This is a genomic window from Tenericutes bacterium MZ-XQ (assembly GCA_002838205.1).
GTDB lineage: Bacteria > Bacillota_I > Bacilli_A > Acholeplasmatales > Acholeplasmataceae > Mariniplasma.
Genome location: CP017950.1, coordinates 967,753 through 989,898, shown reverse-complemented (window position 1 = coordinate 989,898; position 22,146 = coordinate 967,753). Strand labels below are relative to the sequence as shown.

The following is a 22,146-nucleotide window of genomic DNA, read 5'->3' as shown; positions in this document are numbered from 1 at the left end:
AGATATTAAAAAGCATGTATAATAAATATAGGTGAAGAGCATGATTGGAGTTCTTGGTATTCAAAGTTCATATTCAATGTTAAAAAATACCATACCCATGGAGACTTTAGTTAAAGAAGCTAAAGCGCGTGGATATGATTTTTTAGCTTTAAGTGATGAGCAACTCCATGGTATGCTTCATTTTTATCGTTATGCTGAAAAATATAGCATTAAACCTATTTTAGGCATTCATGTTCAAGTGAATTATCTTATGTTAGAAACTTCATTTTTGATTTATGTTAAAAATCAAGAAGGCTATCAAAACTTATTACAAATCAGCTTACTAAAAAGTCAAAACGAATTAACCTATGAAAAACTGATAGAGTTTCAAGAAGGACTCATTTTCGTGACTTATAAAACATCAGTCATAGATCACTATTTATTAAATAAAGACATTGAGCAAGCCATGGATATTGCAATTGAATTTAAACAAAAATTTACAGATTTTTATTTAGGGCTTTCTTTAGATGATTTTGATCATGAAATTGTAGTAGCACCTGCATTAAAACAATTATCTAAAGAGTTAAGTATTCAAATGTTACCACTACACCAAACAGGGTATTTGAATACTGGAGATAAATCTGTTTATGAAGCATTAATAAAAATTGAAAGTGAAGATCATCAAGTCAAAGAAGATGCGGATTTTCATTTGCTCGATCAACATGAGATTAACAGTCTATTTTCGGAATATAAAGAAGTATTTGATCATTTAAACGCATTCATAAACTCTGTTCAGTTTACTTGGGAAAACCCACATTTTGATATGCCTAAATATGACATCAAAGGTTCATCATCTAAGGCATATATAAAATCCTTAGCCATCAAGGGTTTAAAGAAAAGATTAGAAAACACAGGTAAGGATCATAAAGTTTATCAAGAACGATTACTTTATGAGCTTGATGTGATTCATAACATGGGATTTGATCACTACTTCTTAATTGTTTTTGATTTTGTAAGATACGCAAAAACTCATGATATATACGTAGGACCCGGTAGAGGAAGTGCTGCAGGATCCTTAGTCTCTTATTGCTTAGGTATCACAGATATTGATCCAATTGAGTATCATTTATTATTTGAACGTTTTTTAAATCCTGAAAGAATCACTATGCCAGATATTGATATGGATTTTCCAGATAATAAACGAGATGAAGTGATACAATACGTCCAAGAAAAGTATGGTAAACATCATATGATTTCTATAGTTACTTTTGGAACATTTGCACTTAGATCTTCGATAAGAGACATTGCGCGTGTCATGAAAATCGACTTACAAAGAGTCAATGCGATTATCAAAAGAGTTTTAAATGAACAAGTCGATACGACCGATGAAGAAACTGTCAGATTATTAAAAGTTGCAAAAAAAATAGAAGGATTACCTAGACATACTGGAACACATGCAGCTGGCATGATTTTAGCTTCTCAAGATTTATTAAAACATATTCCATTACAACAATCATCTCAAGGATTTTTTCAATCTCAGTTTGAAGCGAGTGATCTTGAGTCATTAGGATTACTTAAAATTGATTTTTTAGGCATCAGAAACTTACAAATCATAGATGATGTTTGCAAGCTTATCCAAAAAGAAATACCTAATTTTAATATAAAAGAAGTTCCTCTAGATGACAAAAAAACATATGAACTTTTGAGTCAAGCCTCTACAGAAGGCATTTTTCAGTTGGAATCAAGTGGGATGAGAAATGTTTTAAGAAAACTAAAACCAAGGGACTTTGAAGATATTGTTGCGATACTAGCACTTTTTAGACCAGGTCCGATGGAAAATATTGATGAATATATCGAAAGAAGAAACGGTAAAAATTACACATATATTCATCCAAAACTAAAAGACATTTTAGAACCGACATATGGGATCATTATCTATCAGGAACAAATCATGAGGATTGCTCACGAGTTTGCTGGATATACGCTCGCTGAGGCGGATTTACTTAGAAGAGGTATATCTAAAAAAGATAAAAAGATCTTGGAAAGAGAAAGTCAAAGATTTATTGAAAAATGTTCAGCTCAAAACTATCCTAAAGAAACTGCAGAAACGATTTACGATTTAATCGTGAAGTTTGCAGATTATGGGTTTAATAGAAGCCATAGTGTTGCATATAGTATGGTTGCCTATCAAATGGCATATTTAAAAGCTAACCATTATAAAAAGTTTATGACAATTTTACTATCAAATGTCATTGGAAATGATCAAACGATTTATGATTATATACTAGATTTGAGAAAAAATGGGATTAATGTTGAATCACCAAATATTAAAATATCAACAGATCGATTCGAGATTTATAAAGACCAGATTTACCTACCATTAACCCAAATCAAGAGTATCGGAAAAACCCTGGTTCAAAAAATACTAGATGTCAGAAAAGAAAATCAGTTTGATGATTTTCAATCATTCAAAAATCATATGAAATCTACCATTAATGAACGCAACATGGAAATGCTTATTCATAGTGGTGCATTAGATGTTTTTGATATGAATCATCGAACAATGATAGAGAACAAAAAAACTGAACATGCGGGATATGAGATGTACATATCTGATTTTAAACTCAAAACATATGATGAGTATACTTTTAAAGAATTAGCAATCTTTGAAAAAGAATCCATCGGCTTTAATTTAGTTTATCATCCGCTTAGACTATATGAATCATATATCAAAGAGCATCATTTAGATACTATTGAAATTGCAAAACAAAAAGACTATTCGAAATTTTTGGGATTTATTATTAATAAGAAAGTGATTAAAACAAAACAAGGAAAACAAATGGCGTTTTTGACCATTGATGATGGTCAAACTCAGATTGAGGTAACGCTATTTACAAAAAGCTATGAAAAGTACATCAGTATTTTAGATGATAAAATTAAACTTTTTGAGGTTAAAGAAAACAATTTTAATGGTAAAATAACTTATATTGTCGAAAAAATGTATACCATCAATGAGGTGGTATCATGAGATTTGATCATTGGTCAAAAGAAAAAAAGCAAATGTTAGAATATGATTATCAACGCTTGTTTGCTGATCAAATTATGACACTAAAAAAACTATATCGTTTTAAAGCAGATCCAGACTTATTTAATGAAATTATAGACAATGTCGCAAGCATTTTATTTAACTTACTTAAGGATAATCACTTTGAGTTTGTTGAAGAGCTCATTGAACGCATGTTTTTATCCATGCTCGCATATGATGTTGTCATCTATCAAAAAAGAAATTTCAGTTATTTTCAAGTGGATTTGCATTTTTACAATGAGTATAAAACGATAAGTTATAGAGAAATCATACTTGTTTCAGTACAAGATATCAAAAAAATGATAGAACTCATTTTATTTATTGGAAGAAAGTATGATCAACTTTCGTTATCCGATCAAGAGGATATGAAATATATGGATCGATATCAAATGATTTTTGGATTTGATGAAAAATTTATAAAAAACAACATGAAACAACTTCAAGAGAAGTTTTATATGCAATGAGGTTACTATGACAAAAACAAGCAGAAAACAAATACTTACAGCAATCTATATTGGTCTAGCGATTAATATATTTTTAACTATTATCAAATTGGGATTTGGGATTTGGGGTAATTCCCAAGCATTAGTATCTGATGGTGTGAACTCATTATCTGATATATTTATGAGCACAATCATTTTCTTTGTACTTAAGGTTGCAACTAAAAGTCCAGATAAAGACCATCCATATGGACACCAAAAATTTGAAGGACTCGCATACTATACCATTGGCATCATCTTTGCAGCAACTGCTATATACCTTGCTTACGGATCAGTTAGCAACATTATTTTTTATATAGAAAATCCAAATGATCACATTATTCCAAACATTTGGACGCTCGTTATCTCTACACTTGCACTTGTCATAAAGATGTTTTTAGCATATTTCTATTTCAAGTTGAACACAAAGTTCGATAATCCAACACTAAAAGCAGAGTTTAAAAACCATTTTTATGATATTTTCTCAACAGGACTAACTGTATTTGTTTTACTGCTAGCTCAATTTAACTTAATCGTTTTTGATTATATCGGATCATTGATTATCAGTTTCTTTATTTTAAGATTAGCTATTCAAATTATTAAAGAGGCGGCTTCATTTTTAGTAGACGAATCTCCAGAACCAGAAAAACTAAATGATATACAAACTTTCATTAAAACAGTCCAAGGCGTTAAATCTATAGATGATTTAAGAGTAAGAAGACACATGACTGAATGGTATGTAGATGTAGAAATCGGAGTTGACGATGGATTATCTCTAAAACATGCGCATGATATTGCAGAAACTGTTCACATAAGCGTTGAAGAGAAATATAGAGAAGTCATTCATTGCATGGTACATGTCAATCCAAAAAGTAAATAATTTGCACATGATATAGTCACTTAGTATTAAAAATTCAAAAAACGAATAAAATTATATATTTTTTCGTTTTTTATTTTTAACCATATCAAGGATAATAACGTCTACATATATCAAGTTTTTTAAGATCTATGATACTCTATAAATAGACAAAAAATATAAAACGAGAGGAAGGTATACAAATGAATCTCGGTGAAAAAATTCAACGTCTTAGAAAAGAAAAAAATTATACCCAATCAGATTTAGCAGATATGCTATACGTATCTAGAGCAGCTATATCAAAGTGGGAAACCGGAAAAGGGAATCCCAATCTTGATTCACTTCAAGAAATCTCAAAAATATTTGGCATCTCAATTAATGAATTATTATCAAATGAGGAATTGATTTCAATAGCAGTTAATACTAATCGTCATACGTTAAAAGCCTTTAGTCTTTATGGGTATGGATTACTTGACTTGTTTAGTTTTATGCTTATGTTTTTTCCTTTGTTTGGATTAAAGGTAGGTGACTTTATTAAGTCTGTTACTTTATTCAATCATGATGTTGGTAATATCATGATTATAAGTTTGTATTATGGCGTATTTGCGATTTTCTTAATCCTGTTCATGTTTCAATTTATCATTGCACGCTTTGGGTTACTCTATAGACAGCAATTTTATATCTTAATGTTATCGATAGCATTTTCGTTTTTTTCACTGTTGGTTTTCATTGTTACAAACGAACCCTATATCAGTTTCTTTTTAACTGTCTATCTCATTGGAAAACTGTTAGTTTTACTCAATTTTATGCATATTAAGCGATAGTCAACGATAAGTATCACAATAATCAATTCATGTTTCGAATCGTTTCTTTACTGTAGGTTAGATAGCTTTTATACTGAAGACATCTAACATACAAAGGAGAAACAAAATGGAAAAAACAAAAAGAAAAAAAATCATATGTATACTTACAGTAGCAACAATTTTTGTCATCTTTACAATTGCACTTATGAGTTATGACGTCAAAGAGATTGGACCTATGGCATCATCTGTTGGATTTTCACGGTTTAATGACTTTATGCATCACTTCATTGGAGTCAATATGCTTTATTATGAAATCATAGATTGGCTTGGTTTGTTTCCGGTCTTTATAGGGTTGATTTTTGCTTTTATGGGATTATACCAACTTATTCAAAGAAAAAGCATAAAAAAGGTAGATCGAAAGATTATAGGGTTAGGTATATATTATGTAATACTCATCATTGTCTATATATTTTTTGAAACGTTTATCATTAACTATAGACCAATCTTAATTGATGGATATTTAGAACCCTCATACCCATCAACACACATCATGATTAGTTTATGTGTGTTGATACCTACACATTTTATGATTAAAGAAATGATAAAGAGCAAAGTTCTAATAATCACAATAAATTTACTGATAAGTTTGGTTTTAATAATCATTATCTTTGGTAGAATTCTTTCTGGTGTACACTGGATGACAGATATCATAGGTGGACTTTTACTAAGTAGTACATTAATCTTATCATTTCTTACATTTGTGCCATACAAAGATAAGCACATTTCGAAAATCTAATCATGCTAGATCGTAGTCAATAAACATTAAAATGAATAGTGCAAAAGGTACTGATGGATCATAAATCAGTACCTTTGTTATTTTGTAAACCATTTTTATTTGTATGCCTTAAATAAAGTTAATCAGATGACTTGAAATATATTTAGAGGATAATACAACATATCGACTAAAAACAAGGGCGATTATTCACCTGTATATTTATAAAAATATACACAATGATTTAAGTTTATTGAGTTAATCTATGATTTTTGCTAAAATAAGAATATGATTTACCAAGAAAGGCGGAATGTCTATGCCCTCATTTCTAATGATTCAGTGGGGAATTATCGGATTCTTCGTAGTTATACATTTTTTGATAGGATTTTTGAGAGGAACGAGTAAGTCAACGTATTTTACGATCGTTAGTTTAATCATGACGGTGGTGACTTTATGGATTGTTTAGAAACTTTCTTTTAATATGCTCCTAACTTCTGGATTATTTTCAACGTCTTTAATAGATTTAGTTAACGGATTATCAGGTGGTGCTATTCCTGCTGATATTATCAATTACTTAAATGAACCAGAAATTTTAGGACTAGTTATTGCTATTGCAGATTTAGTCTTAAGAATAGTAGCATATTTCGTTTTATATCCATTGATTAAATTTTCACTTACGATTACAATATTTAAACCTATATGGAAACATGGCATTAAAAAAAGCATGCTTAAAAAACAAAATGAAGAAGCAAGAATTAAACATGAAGAAAAAGAGAATCAAAATCGCAAGTTTGTGCCTTCTAAACGTCTAAATAAAAACGTTCTAAGTCGTTTATTTGGTGGAGCAATTGGTTCTGTCAGAGGTTTAGTGGTTGCTTTTATTTTTTTAGTTCCACTTTTAGTCATTGCAGGCTTTGCCTCTGAGATTACATCAAGTTTAAATATCGAAGAAAATCAAAATACACAAGCCTTAAGTTCAACAACAGAACTAGCTATTGCTATACCTAGTGAGATTCAAGAAATATTAAATAACATTAAGGAAATGAATGAAGGTGGACTCTCAGCTATTGTAAAGGATATCAAGATTCAAGAAAAATCTTTGGATCGTTATATTTTCGATGAAGTGTTCACGACAGATATTGTTGTTGAAGAAACGACAACAAGCATTAATTTTGGTAATGAACTCGAACATATTATGGGGATTGCAAACATCATTGCAGAAAATGGATATTTAGAAGATGATTTTAGAATCGAAGATATATCTAGTGAAGATATAAATAATGCTGAACTCATCTTTAATCATATTGGTCAAAGTGAACTCATTCAGTATATGATCCCTGCAGCAGTTAGATATGGCGTAGAAAACTTAGCTCCAACAGAACTCAATGGCATTGATTTTGGAGGTAGAGATGCTACACAAGCTGCTTTGGATTATTTTTACAGTATTTCATGGGATGAAGAGTTCGGTGAAATTTTTGATATTGCAGATGCTGCACTTACGTTTGCTACCGTCGGTGAATGGATGACATACATGAGTCAGCCAGAACTATTAGCTGAGTTGACCCCTGAAGAAGGTGTCATGTTAGCTAATATTTTGCGTTCAATTGGAGATTTAAAAGTTTTATCTTTAATTAACGTAGCATTAGACTATGCAACAACTTTAGAACAAGCTCAACAACAAATTTCATGGATGGAGCCATCAGAAGTTGAAGGGTACTTACAAGATAGATTCTCGTTTATACTTGATGATCCTGATTTCTTTGTCGGATCAGAAGGTGAGTTATATCGTATTGCCCAAATTATAGAAACAGTATTCTCAGATGAATTTGGGGATACTAACCTAACTACTCTATTTAATTCAATTAGTAATTTAGAAACGTTCATTAACACACAAAATCCTGAATGGATTGGTGCAATTATAGAAGATTTAGTTGAAGTTAGAATGATCATTGAATCTATGCCTGTTGTTGTCGATTTTGCATTATATCAACAACTACGTGATTCTATTGATGAAGAACTAGCTGAACAAATTATTTTAGAACTAGAAAACATTGAGTGGGATCAAGAAATTATCAATGTTGGTGATATTTATAAAGAAGCATTAAAACTTGGTGTTGGTGCAATCTTTGGTGAAAGTCCAGATATGCTTGCTTTTATCGATGATATCGCAGTCAATCATATGGATTCACTCAGACAAATAGTCGAATATGTTTTTGAAGGCAGTGAAGTAGTCAATGCCGCACTTGAGATTGCCAGTCCAAATGTTGTTGAGACATTAGTTAATGACCCAGCTTTACAAGACGCTATTAATGATATTTTAGTTAGTGATCCAACGGGTGAAACCATTGACTTTAATTTTGGTCAAGAGATAAACAATTTGCTAACAGTTGTGGAAAGCGTTAATAAGTTTAGTAGTCTTTCTGAGATTAGAAACTTATCTGGATTAGAAACAAATCAAATGTTAGAAGTTATATCTCAGTTTAGTCAATTATCAGATGCTGATTACCAAACAATGAGACAAGCTATTGATGAACTACAAATATTAACAAGAGCTGGGGAACCTGCGCTTAATTATATTCAGTCAATGGTTACCTCACCATATTTATACATACCAAACAGTATAGCACTTAATCAAGAAGTTGCCTCTGTCCTAGATTTAGCATTCACTGTTTCAGATTTTTTATCAGAACAAAGTGGACTGTATTTAGAGTTTCAAGATATTGATTTAACAGGATTGTTCAATGACCCTGATTTTAGAGCGTTCTTTACTTATTCTGTTGAAAACACACATTCTGATTTATTACTTGCTAGTGTAGCAAACAGTGTAAGAAATATTGTTGATACAGGTGCTTTAAGCGCATATACAACGATTCCAGTATCATTAGTTGATGCAGAGGTTGATTCAGTCTTATGGAAACAAGAATCGACCGAAATCATGGAAGCAATATTTGATTTAATTGTAGCAGCTGGAAATTCAGAAGGATTTGAATTATCATATGCTGGCATTATTACAGCAGCAAATGATTCATCGAAACTTCCACTTGATGCATTATATCAAATGTCTGAAAATGGAACATTCTTAGAACTATTTGATTCTGATGTAATACATAAACTAGTTTCAGATTTCTTATCAAACACAGAAACTCAACAAGTTTTAGTAAATGCAGTCAACTCTGCACAAACTATATTTGTTGCACCTGATGATTTCTTTGTTGCTGATCCGGATCTTATGGATGGAGATTTGATAAAACCTGTTGAGTTTGAAAATATCGTTATTGCAACTTATGCTTTAGGTTTAACATCTACAGAAGCGTTAAGTACATTAGGATTAGAAACTTTTACAAACTTATTAGATAGAAACATTGACCCTGATACAGGAGATGATGATTTTGATCGTGTATTTGGAGCAAATTATATTTACACTATATTAGATAAAGTATTAAAACTTGAAACTTTAGGGGACTATGTTGGAACGACATTAGGAACTGCTTTAGGACTTACAGTTGATAGTTTTGATACAACACCATCTGATGCAATGCTTGCTAGTGATCCTCTACTTCATGAGGATATTGAAATCGGAAGAGTACCTAAAGATGAGTTTAGACGTATGCTCACATCATTAACCCTTTTAGGAGATTTTGGTGCTATTGGTTTAAATACGTTTACAGATATGATTGATACAACACAACCTAAAGATGATTTTGACACATTTATTGCATCTGATTATATTTATACGATATTAGCAAGATTATTTGATAATCCTGCATTTGGTGATTATGTTGGTGATGCACTTGCAGGTGCATTTGCAGATAATCCAATCACATTAGAAATGGCTGTACCATCAGATGCACTTGGTACAAGCGGTGTTGAAGATGATTTGATTTCAAGAGCTGAAATTAAAAAGATGATGATTTCGCTTGATATGCTTGATTTTGGTGGAGAGTCAACCATTACTGTAACAACCATTATGGATATGATTGGTTATAATGTTGATAGTGGAACTGGAGAAGATGATTTCTCAAGATTTATTGATAGTATTTATATTCAAGATAAAGTTTCACAATTATTATTAAGTGATCAAATTATAGAAACGATTGCTAATGGAAGATTCTTAGCAACTGATTTTGTCATGCCAGCATCAAGTACAGTAAACGTTGATGGCAGAGACAGAATGATTAAGCAAGAAATTTATGATCTATTTGCTGGACTTAAACTCATCGGTTTAGGTGATTTTGAGCAAGATACTGTAACTTTGGATTCTATCACTAGCCTTACTGATCAAGAAGAAGATGATTTGTTATCTTCAAGCTATTTATATGTGACACTTGACCTCATGTTGAAATCTGAAGCAAGTCTAACTGTTCCAGGTGATGCATTAGAAACATCTGGTGAATATGATGGCATGATTAAGAAAACTGAAATTAAAGATTTACTCGCAGTATTTGATATTTTAGGTCAAAGTGATCCAGCATTAATTGATGTCAACTTAGTAACAATTGCAGACATTCAAGAGATGTTTAATCTAGAATCTAATGTCATTGATCAACTTGTTAGTGACGCAATTGTTGAAAATCTAACATCTATTCCTTTAACTGCATACAATGTTGAAGGTACAAGACTCTCTAGAGATGAAATTGGTAAGATGATCGATACATTACTTATTTTAAGTGATGGCGATGATCAACAAACACTCACAGGCTTAATGCCAATTGATACAAATACTATAACAAGAGAGAAGTTAACAAGTATACATAATGTAGATTCAAGAATTATAGATCGTTTAACATCAGAAGCGATTATCGATAGTGGTATTTCAATTCACTCACTTGCATATGATGAAAATAGTGAACTTGACCCAGTCGATTCTCATAAACTTGATATTAAGCGTTCAGAATTAGGTGATATGCTTGCTGCACTTGATATCTTAGAAATTGATATCGCAAACGCAGGTGTTATCGATCAATCTAAGTATACGCCAACAAATATTGGTCTATTATTGGATTTAGAATCACTTATTATTTACAGACTCATATCTGAAGGCATCATCGATCAAGGTTTGGAAACAGATGAATCATTAGCTGTAGATGGTATAGATATCAATTATGATCCAGAAGCTCCTGGCAGTGATTTGAAAGTTCTAGAAATGGAAGCTTTAGTAGAAGCGATGATCGTCTTAAATATTGTTGATTTAACGCAACCAATTGCAGTCGATACAGTAAGTATTGCTCAATTAAGACAAACACATTATTTAGGTTTGGGCACAGATCCTAACGGAGATGTTTATGAATCGAGAATTATTCATAGACTCATTAGTGATTCTGTAGATGATAGTATCACGGTTCCAGATGATGCATATATGACTGATGATAATCTTGACTTAAATGCTGATGAAATTAGTGCTTTAATTGATGCACTAGATGTGATGGGATTAGCAACGCTTGCAGATCCAATTAATGTTGATGCTTTAACAACAGCGCAACTTAAGGATATTCATTATTTAGGTAAAGGCACAGATCCAGTTGATGAAAAATATAATTCACTTACAATTCATCGATTGATCAGTGATGCTGTTATTGATAGTTTATATAGTGGTGATGAAACAGCAGCACCAAGTAGTGCATTTGATGTTGGTTCTACTGAAGATTTATTAGCTGTTGAAATCAGCGCACTTATAGAATCATTAGATGTGATGGGACTTGCGACATTAGGCGATCCAATCAATGTCGATGATTTAACAGTAGCACAATTAAGAAATATTCATTATTTAGGATTAGCAGAAGATCCTGTAACTGATCCATATGATTCTGTGATTATTCATCGATTAATTAGTGATGCAGTTATAGATAGTTTATATACTGGTGATCCATTATTAGCTCCAGATGGCGCATTCATAAGTGGATCAACAGAAGACTTAGAAGCTGACGAAATTAGTGCACTTATTGATTCACTTGATGAAATGGGACTTACAAAATTATCAGATCCAATCGTCGTGGATAATTTATCAGTTGCACAACTTAGAAATATCCATTATTTAGGTTTAGGTATAGATCCTGTAACTGATACTTATCAATCTGTCATCATACACAGACTGATTAGTGAATCAGTGATTTCGACTGTAACCATTCCAGATGATGCTTATATGACAGTTGCTCAAGAAGATGTTAAACCACTAGAAGTAAGTGCTTTAATTGAAGCACTTGCAGAAATGGGACTTACAAAATTATCAGATCCAATTAATGTAGATACACTTACACTTACACAACTTGAAAATATTCATTATTTAGGTCTAGCAATAGATCCAGTTCTTGATGAGTATCAATCACTTATTATTCATCGATTAATCAGTGATGCAGTTGTGGATAGTCTATATACCGGAGATCCTTCACAAGCTCCGAATGGTGCATTTAAAGTTGGTTCTACAGAAGATCTAGAAGAAGATGAAATCAGTGCACTTATTGATGCACTAGATGAGATGGGACTTACTACTTTAGGTGATCCAATCAATGTGGATGATTTGACATTAACTCAACTTAGAAACATTCATTATTTAGGTTTAGAAGAAGATCCAATTTCTGATCCATATGATTCTGTGATCATTCATAGACTCATCAGTGATTCTGTAATCTCAACAGTTACTGTTCCAGATGATGCATATATCACAGCAGCTTTAATTCATGTTAAAGTTGAAGAAATTTCAGCACTGATTGAAGCCTTGGAAGAAATGGGCTTAAACAAGTTATCTGATCCAATCAATGTTAATGGATTAACAGTAGCAACACTTAAGGAAATTCATTATTTAGGACTTGCTGATGATCCAAATGGAGACGTATATGAGTCACTCATCATTCACAGACTTGTATCAGATGCTGTTGTCGATAGTTTATATGCTGGAGATCCATTAAATGCTCCAGATGGCGTCTTTAAGACAGTTGCAAATGAAGATTTAGAAGAAGATGAAATTAGCGCATTAATTGCAGCTATGGAAGAAATGAGTATTACTTCTTTAGGCGCTTCATTATCAATTAGTAATCCAACAAGAACTCAACTTCAAAACTTACATTATTTAGGATTAGCAGTTGATCCAATTACTAATACTTATGATTCATTAATTGTTCATAGACTCATTAGTGATTCAATCATTTCAGCATTAACAGTACCAGATGAAGCATATATGACAGTCGCAAACGAAGATGTTAAGGTTGATGAAATTAGCGCATTAATTGATGCGATGGAAGAAATGGGCATTAACACACTTAGTGCAGGATTGTCTGTATCAAATCCAAGTGTAACACAATTACAAAATCTTCATTATTTAGGATTAGCAGAAGACCCAGTAACTGATCTATACGATTCATATATTGTTCATCGATTAATTAGCGATAGTATAGATGCAGCACTTGATGTACCAGATAACGCATATGATTCAGTTGCATTAGATGATATTAAAGTTGATGAAATATCAGCGTTAATTGAAGCTATGGGAGTGATGGGTATTACAACACTTAACTCAAGTTTATCATTTGATGATCCATCTAGAGACGAGATTGAAGACCTTCACAATTTAGGTTTAGGTGATCCAGTCGGAGATGTTTATGATTCATATATTGTCCATAGATTATTATCAAGTGCAATTGATACAGTATTGACCGTACCTTCAGAAGCTTATATGGTTGGTAGTACAGAAGATATCAAGAAGGCTGAAATTGATCATATTATTGAATCAATGGATATTCTTGGTGTGACAAATGTTTCTACAATTGCATCTACCATTACAGTAGCTAAATTGAAGACATTAAGTTCACAAGATATTGATGATTTAGTTGAACCACCAAGTGGTCCAAATGTTATTATTTATTACTTGATAAGTGACGTTGTAGATCCATCAAATAACATTTATGATGCGATTGATCCAATTAATGCAGATGATTATTATGTGATGAATGGTGGAATTAGAGTAAGATTGTTAAGAACTTCAATTGCTACAGCAATTACTGCACTACCATAAAATTGAGACAAACAAAAAACCTAGCGATATTGAATATCTGCTAGGTTTTTTTACTTATGTTATAACTTCTCTATCAAATTTAAATAAAAATATGTTCCATGAATGACATTATTAATGGTGATCTTTTCATCCTCACCATGTATTAGTTTCAAATCATCTTTGGATACATCCATAGGTGAAAACTTATAAACCCTCTCACATATTTCATGATAATGTCTAGAATCTGATGTTGCTACCATCAGGTATGGCGATACAATAACTTCTGGCCAAGTCTTCTTTATTGCTTGTCTAACGATTCCAAATGGCTCATCCATCAGTGAGGTAGAAGTGGCTTCTGAAACTTTAAGCACTTCAATTTCGATATCCTCATTCTTTATAATTTTCTTAATCTTTCTAATGACTTCATCAGATGTTTCTTCAGGTCTTAATCTATAATTAATACCAACAGATGCTTTTGTAGGTAAAACATTGATTGCATCACTTGCTTCAGATACTGTAAATGCTTGTGTCGTTTTAAACATAGAAAGCATTTCTCCACCATTGAGTTTAGCAATTAATTTTACTACAGGAGTGAATAACCAGAGATTAGCAAATATCATTCTTATAGCAAAACTCTTTGAATGAGGAGCTAAAGTATCAAATAATGATCTTACACCATGAGTTAATTTTAACTTAAATTTTCGAGTATTGTTTAATCGCAATACAGCTTTAGACAATATTGTTAATGCAGTGTCTTTTGGAGGTGTTGATGCATGTCCACCTTTAGAGTATGCAGTTAGCTTTAAGTTCATAAATCCTTTTTCTGCGATTCCAATAACTGCAACTTTTTTTCTAACTCCAGGGAACATATTAGAGACAATCGCTCCACCTTCATCTAAAACCATATAAGGTGTAATCTCGTTTGTTTTAAAGTATTCCACCATTTGTTTTTGGGTATCGCCATAGATTTCTTCCTCACCAGAAAAACAAATGTATAAATCGTTTTTAAATATTTTACCTTGAGATAGACTATACTCAACAGCTTCCATGATTGCATTTAAACTGTTTTTAGTATCTAGTGTCCCTCGTCCATAAATATGTGTCTCATCAATATTACCGCTAAATGGCTCAAATGACCAATTTCCAGTGACTGGAACCACGTCAAAATGGGCCATTAAAACAGTAGGTTCCTCATTGCTTTGACCTTTGATATGAAACATCACGCCAGTTCCAATTTCTTGATAAGTACCATGTTCATTGATTAATGGATAATCAGTTTTTAAGTGATTTTTAAAATCTGTGAAAGCCTGTTGATTGATTTTTTCTGGATCTAAATATGAGATGGTTGGAATTTTGATTTTTTTAGATAAACTCTCAACAATTTTCTTATCATCAAGTACATATTTCTTTTTCATTTCTGGGTATAACACAGGTTTAAATCTAATGGTGTTAATGATGACTACAAGGATGATTAGACCTAATAAACCAAGTCCAATGTATAAAGCATACATTATTTTATCAATCCTTTCTTATATAAAATTCTTGATACTACTAATGAAATGACAACTCCAACAGGTACCATAATACCAACTAATCCACCACTGTTTGGAACAAATAAGAAGAATGCTAGCATAAATAATATTGGAATGATAGCAACTTTAAATCGTTTAGTGATATAGACAACACCAATAGCTCCAAATAATGCAGGAATAACATTATCGAAAGCAGGTTTTAAAACTTCAGATTCTAAAATAGGTGCTAGTGGAATAATAAGAACTATACCTAATAAAATGATAAGTGTTGTAGCAATAGAAGATGAAGCTACAGCAATAGTTGCTAAAACATCGCCCTCATCTGTGCCCTTTTCAACATTTAAAGCATCTTGTGCATTAAGTGCAGCTGGCACTTTAAGTGAAGTAAGGTTTCCTGTGACAAATGCTAAGTAGCTACTACCAGATCCAAGCATTGGTGTGAAAGTGAATACTTCGATGGTTGTTACAGGCCAGAAAATCACTGCAGTCGCAATAAAACCAGGTAAGAATTTATTCATGGTTGGCCATACACCAGTAAAAATACTAATGAAAAGTGGTAGTGATACAAATAAAGCTAAAGCACCGAGCATCCAAATTCTACCTTCAAAATGAATTTGATCTTGATATGAGCGTTTCATTTATCTCACCCCCAATAATGCATAAACTAAGGCAAGTGCCATTGAAGCAATCATTGATATGGGTAATGCATAATTTTTAAGCCATTCTTGTTTATATTTTTTGATGATGAGTCCAAATACAATAATTAAAAGCCCACTTGTTAATAACACAAGTATTGCTAGTAATGATATATATGTTTCACCAGTTGTTTCGTTTGTAACAGGTGCAACTACATAACCGACAAATGCTGAAATCATCCCTAGAAATAAAGCATCCATCATGATGTTTTTCCATGTTGTATCTTTTTCTTTCATCTTATCGAAACCTTTACTGATTTTCTTTAAGAACAAAGGAACAATCAAAAGTGGTGGAATACATCCTAAAGTCATAACCCATAATGCAGTCACAATCATTTCAGGTGTAATCAGTGAACTACCGATATCAACATTAAAGACACCTTTAATGACATTGGTTGCTGCTGGAAGTTCATAGGTTAATGCGCCTAATGTACCAAGTCTTAAGCCTGCGACCATAGGTCCGAATATTTTAGTTAAAATCACTAAACCAAATAAAATTGCTAATGATGGAGCAATCGAGAAAACCATCGATGATATGATTGTTTTTCTAATTTGCTCTTTGGTGAAATTTAAAGCTAATGCACGTTTTCTTGCTTGTAGCAAAAAAACCGTACTTTGGGCAAGCACATACAAAAAGATGATACTTACAATCACATAAACCCACCATACGTTCAAGAAATCCAACTGACATCCCTCATTTACTTATATTTTGTGTAATTTAATTTATTATACAACATTTTGAAGTAAATATGAATATAAGTTAGAAGTTTAGAAAAAAAAGCATCCTTATCGGACGCTTTCAACCTTATTTTTTAGTAACTCTGACTTTTTTAAGTTGTGCAAATCTTGGTAGACCATCTTCTAATTTAGCTTTAGATTCACCTTGGATAAGTGGGAGTGCATAATCAATAAACTCTTGAGTTAATCCTCTACCTCTAGGTTTAATCCACTCTAGTGGAACTTTTTGTTCTTCGTTTGCAGCTTTTCTTAGTGGGATTAACTTATATTTAATCTTATAAGGATTTGATGATACTCTTTCAAATCCGACCATCTTATCAGTTGTACCTCTAACAGCAGCTTTTACAGCTTTTTGACCAGCTTTAAATGCTTCTTCAACATCAACTTTAGATGCTAGATGAGCTGCTGAACGTTGTAATAAACTAAATTCGATTGCTCTGATTTTCACATTGATACGGTTTGATAATTCTTTAGCTAAAACTGAAGCAGTACCACCTAATTGTGCATGACCAAACGCATCAGTTTTTAGTTCTTGTAAAGTTTCCGCGATATATTGACCTTTGTCATTCTTGATACCTTCAGAAACAGCGATTAACACTTTACCTTTTTCTTTTAAAATAGATTCAACATCTTCATAGAATTCTTCAACATCAAATGCAACTTCTGGCAAATAAATTAAATCTGGACCTTGACCTTTGTAAGTTGCTAGTGCTGAAGCGGCAGTTAACCAACCTGCATTTCTTCCCATCACTTCAACGATTGTAATCTGTGGAATATCATAAACAGTTGCATCATGATATAACTCCATAAATGAAGTTGCTACATATTTTGCTGCACTTGCAAATCCTGGAGAGTGATCAGTAACATTTAAGTCATTATCAATTGTCTTTGGAACACCCATGACATTGCAATCATAACCTGATTTCTTAAAGAACTTAGAAATCTTATTACAAGTATCCATTGAATCATTTCCGCCATTATAGAAGAAGTAACGGATATTATACTTCTTGAACACTTCTAGTAGACGTCTATAATCTGAATCATCTTTTTTAGGGTTTGCTAATTTATAACGAACACTACCAATTGCAGATGATGGTGTATTTTTTAATCTTAATAGTTCTTCTTGATCTTCTTTTGAAATATCATAGAAATCTTCGTTTAATACACCTTTGATGCCATGAATTGCACCATATACTTCAGTGATATTTTCTTGTTTTAAAGCTTCTAAGAAAACACCAGCTGCACTTGAATTAATAACACTTGTAGGACCGCCTGATTGGCCTAATAATGCTGCACCTTTTAAATCTTTCATACTTTCATCACCATTTCTTTAATATTTTTATTTTTTCCATATCTATTTTAACACACATGGATTATAATGTGAAAAAAAATCGTTTTCATTATTTAATAAAAACTAAGTAAACACAGTTTGAAACATATAACATATATGTTATAATAAGAAATGGTTATGATTTTACACTTAAGGAGATGCAAAATATGAAAATTGCAGTATTGACCTCTGGTGGTGACGCACCTGGTATGAATGCCGGTGTGAGAGCCGTTGTCAGAGCAGGAACCATGTATGGACATGAAGTTTACGGCATCAAAGATGGATACAAAGGACTTGTGGAAGATGATATGGTTTTACTTACACATCAAAGCGTATCAGGGATGCTTACAAAAGGTGGAACTTTTTTAGGAACATCAAGACTCCCAGAGTTTAAAGAACTGAGTGTTAGAGAAAAAGCAATTGATAATTTAAAACAAAGAGGTATCGAAGCTTTAATTGTTATTGGTGGCGATGGTACATATCGTGGAGGTATGGAACTTGCAAAAATGGGCGTAAAAATTATTGGTGTCCCAGGAACCATTGACAATGATATCCCAGGAACTGATTATACCATCGGTTTCCACACCGCTGTTGAAACGATAGTTGATGCGATTGATAAACTTAGAGATACATCATCATCTCACCAAAGAGTATCCATTATCGAAGTGATGGGTAGACATAGTGGCGATTTAGCTGTATTTGCAGGTATTTGTGGTGGCGCTGAGTTTATTATTACACCAGAAAATCCAATGAATAAAGACGATATGATCAAAAAGATAAAAAAGTATAAGAATGAAGGTAGAAGACATGCCATCATTGTGATTACTGAAAAAATCTTAGATGTTCATAAACTAGCAGAAGAAATCACAGAAGCAACCGATTTCAGTTCTAGAGCTACCGTCTTAGGCTATATCCAAAGAGGTGGAGCACCATGCCCAGAAGATCGTATTTTAGGATCTAGAATGGGTGCTTATGCTGTTGAATTATTAAATGATGATATTTACGGTGTATGTGTTGGTGTACGTGATTCTCGTATGGTACACTTACCATTCGCAAACATTATCGGTCAAAAAAGACCAAAAAATGAGTTATACTCACTCGTTAAAAAAGTATCTTAATTGTGTGTTTAATTTAAAATTAATATAAATTAAAGTATAGGAAGGAAATGACGATGACAAAGTATGTATATTTGTTTAAAGAAGGCGATCAATCCATGAGAAACCTTCTTGGTGGTAAAGGTGCTAACTTAGCTGAAATGACTAAGATTGGTATGCCAGTGCCACAAGGCTTCACTGTAACAACTGAAGCTTGTATCGATTACTATAATCGTGGTAAGAAAATTACTCCAGAGATTATAGAACAAATCGAAAAAGCGCTTGCTGAAACAGAAAAAATGGCAGGCAAAAAATTTGGAGATGCTAATGATCCATTCTTAGTATCAGTTCGTTCTGGTGCTAGAGCTTCAATGCCAGGGATGATGGACACTATCTTAAACTTAGGTTTAAACGATGTTTCTGTAGAAGGGTTAGCGAAGTTAACGAATAATCCTCGTTTTGCTTACGATTCATACAGACGTTTCATTCAAATGTTCTCAGATGTAGTTATGGAAATTGATAAAGAAAACTACGAACATCTATTAGAACAAATGAAAGAAGAAAAAGGTGTTGAACTAGATACTGACTTAGATGCTAATGACTTAATTAAATTAGTTGGTCAATTTAAGGCTAGATACTTAGAATTAAAAGGGGAAGCTTTCCCTCAAGATCCAAAAGAACAATTAATCGAAGCAATTACTGCTGTATTTAGATCATGGGACAACCCAAGAGCTAATACTTACAGAAGAATGAACCACATTCCTTATGAATGGGGTACTGCTGTAAACGTACAAGGTATGGTTTTCGGTAACATGGGTGAAGACTCAGGTACAGGTGTTGCATTCACTAGAAATCCATCTGATGGTACAAATGAATTATATGGTGAGTACTTATTTAATGCACAAGGTGAAGACGTTGTTGCAGGGATCCGTACACCAAAACCAATCAGCGAATTAAAAGAAGACAATCCTGCATTATACGATGAGTTTGTGTCAATTTCTAATAAGTTAGAAGCACATTATCGCGATATGCAAGATATGGAATTTACGATTGAACGTGGTAAATTATACATGCTTCAAACAAGAAATGGTAAGAGAACTGCACAAGCTGCATTAAAGATTGCTATTGACCTTGTTAAAGAAGGTGTATTAACAGAAAAAGAAGCTATTTTAAAAGTTGAACCAGGACAATTAGATTCTTTATTACACCCACAATTTAACCCAACTGCACTAGGTCAAGCAAAATTGATTGCAACTGGTCTAAACGCATCACCAGGTGCTGCTACAGGACGTGTTGTATTTAACGCTGATCGTGCGAAAGAAATGAAAGAAAAAGATGGTCTTCCAGTGATCTTAGTTAGACAAGAAACATCACCAGAAGATATTGAAGGTATGATCGTTGCATCTGGTATTTTAACATCACGTGGTGGTATGACATCACATGCTGCAGTTGTTGCTCGTGGTATGGGTAGATGTTGTGTTGCTGGTGCAGGTTCAATTCGTGTATCAGAAGCTAAGAAAATATTCGAAGTTAATGGCGAAACATATAAAGAAGGCGACTGGATTTCATTAGATGGAACAACTGGTAAGATCTATGGTGAAAAAGTTGAAACTATGGATGCTACAGTATCAGGCGACTTCGAAACATTAATGACTTGGGCAGATAAATATGCTGCACTTAAAGTTCGTACAAATGCTGACAATCCAAGAGACGCTAAAGTTGCTTATGAGTATGGCGCTCAAGGTATCGGTTTATGTAGAACAGAACATATGTTCTTCGAAGGCGATAGAATCATGGCTGTTAGAGAAATGATCGTTGCTAAGAATGTTGAAGAACGTAAAAAAGCATTAGCTAAATTATTACCAATGCAAAAAGAAGATTTCATTGGTTTATACAAAGAGATGAGAGGATTCCCAGTGACTGTTCGTTACTTAGATCCACCTCTACATGAGTTCTTACCAACTGAAGCTGATGATATTAAAGCATTGGCTAAAGAAATGGGTATCTCTGAAAAAGAATTAAATGATACAATTAATGAATTACACGAAACTAACCCTATGTTAGGTCATCGTGGTGTTCGTTTAAGTGTGACATATCCTGAAATTGCAGAAATGCAAACACGTGCTGTGATTGAAGCTGCAATTGAAGTTAACCGTCAAGGTATGAATGTAGTGCCTGAAATTATGATCCCACTTGTAGGTGAAGTTAAAGAGTTGAAATATATTAAAGATGTTGTTGTGAAGACTGCTGATGAAATCATTGCTGCTTCAAATGTAGATCTTAAATATACTGTAGGTACAATGATTGAAATTCCTAGAGCTGCTTTATTAGCTGATGAAATTGCTAAAGAAGCTGAATTCTTCAGTTTTGGTACAAACGACTTAACACAAATGACATTTGGATTTAGCCGTGATGATGCAGGTAAATTCTTAGGCGACTATTATGATAAGAAGATATTTGTAAATGATCCATTTGCTCACGTAGACCAAAAAGGTGTAGGTAAATTAATGGATATGGCATCTAAATTAGGTAGAGAAACTAGACCTGATATTAAATTAGGTATCTGTGGTGAACATGGTGGAGATCCACTATCAGTTGAGTTCTGCCACAATATCGGATTAAGCTATGTTTCATGCTCTCCATTTAGAGTACCAATCGCTAGATTAGCGGCTGCTCACGCAAATATTAAAAACCCTAGATAATTTATAATATTTACAAGAGTTATGACTTAAAAAAGTTATAACTCTTTTTTTATTAACTAGGAAATTCTAATTGATCATTTAAATAAAAACAAACAGA

General features: G+C 32.7%; 12 protein-coding genes. 8 read left to right on the top strand and 4 right to left on the bottom strand.

Translation table 11 applies throughout. The features are described 5' to 3' along the window. Window positions 1–40: 40 nt before the first annotated feature. The 6 genes from BK011_04855 (at window position 41) to BK011_04830 (ending at window position 13,979) form a co-directional block, all read left to right on the top strand. A complete protein-coding gene (locus BK011_04855) occupies window positions 41–3,007 on the top strand; it encodes a hypothetical protein (protein AUD65039.1) in 2,967 nt (988 codons plus the stop codon). Beyond that, window positions 3,004–3,528, top strand: a complete 525-nt coding sequence (locus tag BK011_04850) for a hypothetical protein (protein ID AUD65038.1) — start codon at window positions 3,004–3,006, stop codon at window positions 3,526–3,528. Before BK011_04855 ends, BK011_04850 begins: the two co-directional genes overlap by 4 nt. 7 nt (window positions 3,529–3,535) lie before the next feature. Further along, window positions 3,536–4,423 (top strand): hypothetical protein, encoded by an 888-nt coding sequence (locus BK011_04845; protein ID AUD65037.1) that lies wholly within the window; start codon window positions 3,536–3,538, stop codon window positions 4,421–4,423. 179 nt (window positions 4,424–4,602) lie between these two features. Next, on the top strand, window positions 4,603–5,223 hold the full coding sequence (locus tag BK011_04840) for a hypothetical protein (GenBank protein ID AUD65036.1): 621 nt from the start codon (window positions 4,603–4,605) through the stop codon (window positions 5,221–5,223). 106 nt (window positions 5,224–5,329) lie between these two features. Beyond that, window positions 5,330–5,998 (top strand): hypothetical protein, encoded by a 669-nt coding sequence (locus BK011_04835; GenBank protein AUD65035.1) that lies wholly within the window; start codon window positions 5,330–5,332, stop codon window positions 5,996–5,998. 457 nt (window positions 5,999–6,455) lie between these two features. Continuing rightward, window positions 6,456–13,979 (top strand): hypothetical protein, encoded by a 7,524-nt coding sequence (locus BK011_04830; protein ID AUD65034.1) that lies wholly within the window; start codon window positions 6,456–6,458, stop codon window positions 13,977–13,979. Window positions 13,980–14,038: 59 nt separating this feature from the next. On the opposite strand, the gene BK011_04825 is transcribed toward BK011_04830, so the two are convergent. The 4 genes from BK011_04825 to BK011_04810 form a co-directional block, all read right to left on the bottom strand. Continuing rightward, a complete protein-coding gene (locus BK011_04825) occupies window positions 14,039–15,469 on the bottom strand; it encodes a hypothetical protein (protein ID AUD65033.1) in 1,431 nt (476 codons plus the stop codon). After that, on the bottom strand, window positions 15,469–16,128 hold the full coding sequence (locus tag BK011_04820) for a hypothetical protein (protein ID AUD65032.1): 660 nt from the start codon (window positions 16,126–16,128) through the stop codon (window positions 15,469–15,471). The genes BK011_04825 and BK011_04820 overlap by 1 nt, the downstream gene beginning before the upstream one ends. Then, window positions 16,129–16,869: a hypothetical protein gene (locus BK011_04815; GenBank protein AUD65031.1), complete on the bottom strand. Its 741-nt coding sequence runs from the start codon at window positions 16,867–16,869 to the stop codon at window positions 16,129–16,131. A 121-nt stretch (window positions 16,870–16,990) separates the two neighbouring features. Then, window positions 16,991–18,235 (bottom strand): 6-phosphofructokinase, encoded by a 1,245-nt coding sequence (locus BK011_04810; GenBank protein ID AUD65030.1) that lies wholly within the window; start codon window positions 18,233–18,235, stop codon window positions 16,991–16,993. Window positions 18,236–18,420: 185 nt separating this feature from the next. Here BK011_04810 and BK011_04805 point away from each other — a divergent pair, with 185 nt between their 5' ends. Both BK011_04805 and BK011_04800 read left to right on the top strand, forming a co-directional pair. Then, entirely contained in the window at window positions 18,421–19,371 is a 951-nt protein-coding gene (locus BK011_04805) for a 6-phosphofructokinase (protein AUD65029.1), read from the top strand. A 47-nt stretch (window positions 19,372–19,418) separates the two neighbouring features. Further along, entirely contained in the window at window positions 19,419–22,049 is a 2,631-nt protein-coding gene (locus BK011_04800) for a pyruvate, phosphate dikinase (protein AUD65028.1), read from the top strand. Window positions 22,050–22,146: the final 97 nt, after the last annotated feature.